Below are 3,230 nucleotides of genomic sequence, written 5' to 3' on the forward strand. Positions count from 1 at the left end.
AAAAGGAGTGAGCGCGGATGATGTGCCAAAACCGAATGAAAACAATTAATGATGTTTAAATGACAATTCATTGCCAAACAACGTATATATGTCATTAAAACGGTTCATTTACCAACCGTTGTAGCACATTATAACCAAACCCAAAATGAACAAATTCTCAGTTATTCTTTTGCTCATAATAATTGGAATCATTTCCTGTAAAAATTCAGAAAAGGAATTTGACAAATTGGAAATTGCTAAGAACTATTATCAAATTCTTGACAAATCAAATGTGTCTGGAATCGAAACTTTATTGACCGATAGCTTATTGACAAAGGAAACCGAATACGACTATGAGCAGACATTCTCCAAAAAAGAGTATGTGGAATGGCTACAATGGGATTCAGTATTTGAACCCACCTACAAAATCCTTGAAATCAGACAGAAAGGAGGAGTCGTAAAGGCTATAATTTCAAAAACGGACAAAAGAATATCTTTCCTTCACAAGGAGCCAATTGTCACCGAACAAATCATCTATTTTGAAGGCGATAAAATTGCAAGTATTGAAACGACAAAATATGTGATTTTCAACGATTCAACTTTTGTCAATAACCGAGATGGACTTTTAAATTGGGTTGACAAAAATCATCCTGAATTAAATGGATTTATTAACGACCAAACGGCATCTGGCGGAATGAACTACATGAAAGCAATTGAACTATATAAAAGCAAAAATTAAGGTGCACCTACAACGCCTACACCCTGCCTTTCTTGCCTAACTAATATGCGTAGGTACGCCAGAACGGTAGGCACAGGTTTGCTCTCATAGGTATTGGTACTGGCCCCTACTTTGGTAGGTTCGGGCAAGTTTTTCTTTATTAAAGTTTATTAATCAATCCCAACAAAATTGGCCCTTCCAAAAAATCTTCTATTCACGAAGTTATTGAGATTGGAACCAAACCGATAATTAAATCCAAATCTGGTATCGATGATATAAGCTGAGGGCAGCGTGACCCTCCCGCTCAAAATATCCTGTTCAGTGAAGTCTCCGGCGGCCAGGTAAATCTGGTCCTTTACGTAGTTGCCTTCTGCCCTTACATAAAAAGATAAATTCCCGGTAACGCGGACGTCTGCCCTAATATTCAAACCTGTGGACCAGGAGCTAAAATCATCCAGATAATTCCTCAGACGATATCCCACCTCTAGGCTTCCCCAACGTTTATTTAGTCCCAGGCTGGCTCTCAAACTATGGAGGACCCTGGTTTCTTTAAGAAAACCGCTGATCGTTTCTTCGACATATCGATTATTCCTGAGTTCAACCCCGTAGTTCACTCTTAGAAATTTGGAATTCTGTACGGCTTCCGGGAAAAAATTGTACTCTACTGCCGGTCTGAAGCTGGTCTGAAACTGATAATTAAGTCGGGTGTTCTGACGACCTGCAATATCATATCCATAAGACCATTGGGGAGAAATAGATTTCACAAGCTGATGACTAAATCCAAATTCTGATACATCAAAATTATTCACAATGTCATCGATGATCTGGTTGCCGTCTTCGTTGAGAACCGGATCTCCATTTTCATCAACTCTTGGCACTTTTTGAATGGTTCTTCTCAGCCTTTCATCTATTCTCCCGGACAGGGATATTTTCCACTTATCCGTTATACGGTTAATGTTGATGTCTCCACCTATATTGATTTCACTGCTCAATTCCTCTAATTCAATGTTGGCATCACTCCCCACATTAAAAACCCAGTAATTCCAGGGATCAACGCTTTCCTGTATGGAATCTTCCCGAATGACGGGGTCAATCTTCATATTGATTTCGATCTCCTCGCCCGCTTTGGTTTTCGCAACGTACGGTGCTAAACCTAATTTGATAAACCGGGTTAGTTTTGCCCGCACTTCAAAGTCAGTATCAATCTGTTTATTATCTACAAGGAGCGTGTCTGTTCGTCCCGCATGAATGTCTTGTTGACCAATAAAAATCAGTTGATATTGTCTTCCTCCTCCACCAGATCTGTTTCTGTTAATCAGCAGAAAGACATCAGCCTTTTGATTGTCCCTGTAGAAGTCTACAGCCGTAATTTCCGTTCTGATATAATCTAAATCACAGCCGCCATCCCACCGTTCACAGCCATCGATAAACACCCCGAGTTTATTGGGAGGGCTGTTATTATCGCGTATTGTTTGACTGATTGCAGAAGCGTGAAAGGAAAAAAATGCCAGAATCAATAAAAGGGGTATTATTCTCATTTGATCAGTGTTAATTCAAGTTGCCAGCACTCTTAAGCGCTATATTAGATGAAAGTTGTCAACGCTAAAATTGCGTGTTACCGTTATTGCTTGAAAAGAAGCGATTCTTTTACATGAGAAAGCAGGAAAATGACGGTCTATTTTTTTGGCAACAACAAATGTAAGCAAAAGCGGTTTCTGTCTGGCATGTGAACAGAAGTGAAAATTAAATGACCCCGGTTATTCAAACATAGGATTCTTTTTAAGAATAAAATGAAAACGCTAAAATCATGTACGAAGTAAAGTAAAGAATGCCGCTAACAAAGAGCTATAATTCATCCTGAAGATGAATGTCAGGACGACCTGCCTGCCGGCAGGCAGGAATCATAGCCGAGACCGTTATATGTCATTTTTAAGTGATAGAGGATTGATTAAATTTTAAATATGAAAAACAATACTTTACTCTACTTCATAAGCTTAATTTTTCTGGCAATTTGCATCTTTTTTCTTGTAGAATATTCTGATTCAGGGAGAATGAGTACAATAGCTGGTGTACTATGCGCTGTAGGATTGGCTCTGAATCTTTTTGTTTTCTTTAGAAAAAAGGAGTCGGATTGAAAAAGAGAAACGCCATATATCAACGCCTATAACCCGCCTTTCTTGCCTGCCTAATATGCGTAGGTACGCCAGTGGGGTAGGCACAGGCATCGCAGGCCAAGGATGGGTAACCCGCCCTTAGCTTTAGCAGGTTCGGGCAAGTTTTCCTACATTAGAGATTATTAATCATTTCCGAAGTGGTCTGGGCTCTGAGGTGCCCAACCATACTGGTCTGCCGAACCATCTGTGATGGGAAGGTAGAGCCGGAACCGTTATGTAGCATTATACAGTGTTAATGACAAAAAAGGAGAGAGAGCTTCGTGTCTTTGAAATATATCTTTCAGAAAATCAATTAAATCCTGAAAAAGTCATTTGGGATCATGAACGCCCAGATTTTCTCTACTTTATAGATCAAGAAA

Annotated in this window: 2 protein-coding genes; one reads left to right on the top strand and one right to left on the bottom strand. The window is 39.5% G+C overall.

Translation table 11 applies throughout. The annotated features are described in order from the left end of the window. Positions 1 to 145 precede the first annotated feature (145 nt). Positions 146 to 718: a hypothetical protein gene (locus AC4E7D_RS13200; protein WP_490174254.1), complete on the top strand. Its 573-nt coding sequence runs from the start codon at positions 146 to 148 to the stop codon at positions 716 to 718. Between the two features lie 149 nt (positions 719 to 867). On the opposite strand, the gene AC4E7D_RS13205 is transcribed toward AC4E7D_RS13200, so the two are convergent. Beyond that, on the bottom strand, positions 868 to 2,235 hold the full coding sequence (locus AC4E7D_RS13205) for a hypothetical protein (protein ID WP_490174255.1): 1,368 nt from the start codon (positions 2,233 to 2,235) through the stop codon (positions 868 to 870). Positions 2,236 to 3,230 lie beyond the last annotated feature (995 nt).

The sequence above is a fragment of the Lentiprolixibacter sp. genome (genome assembly GCF_982873095.1).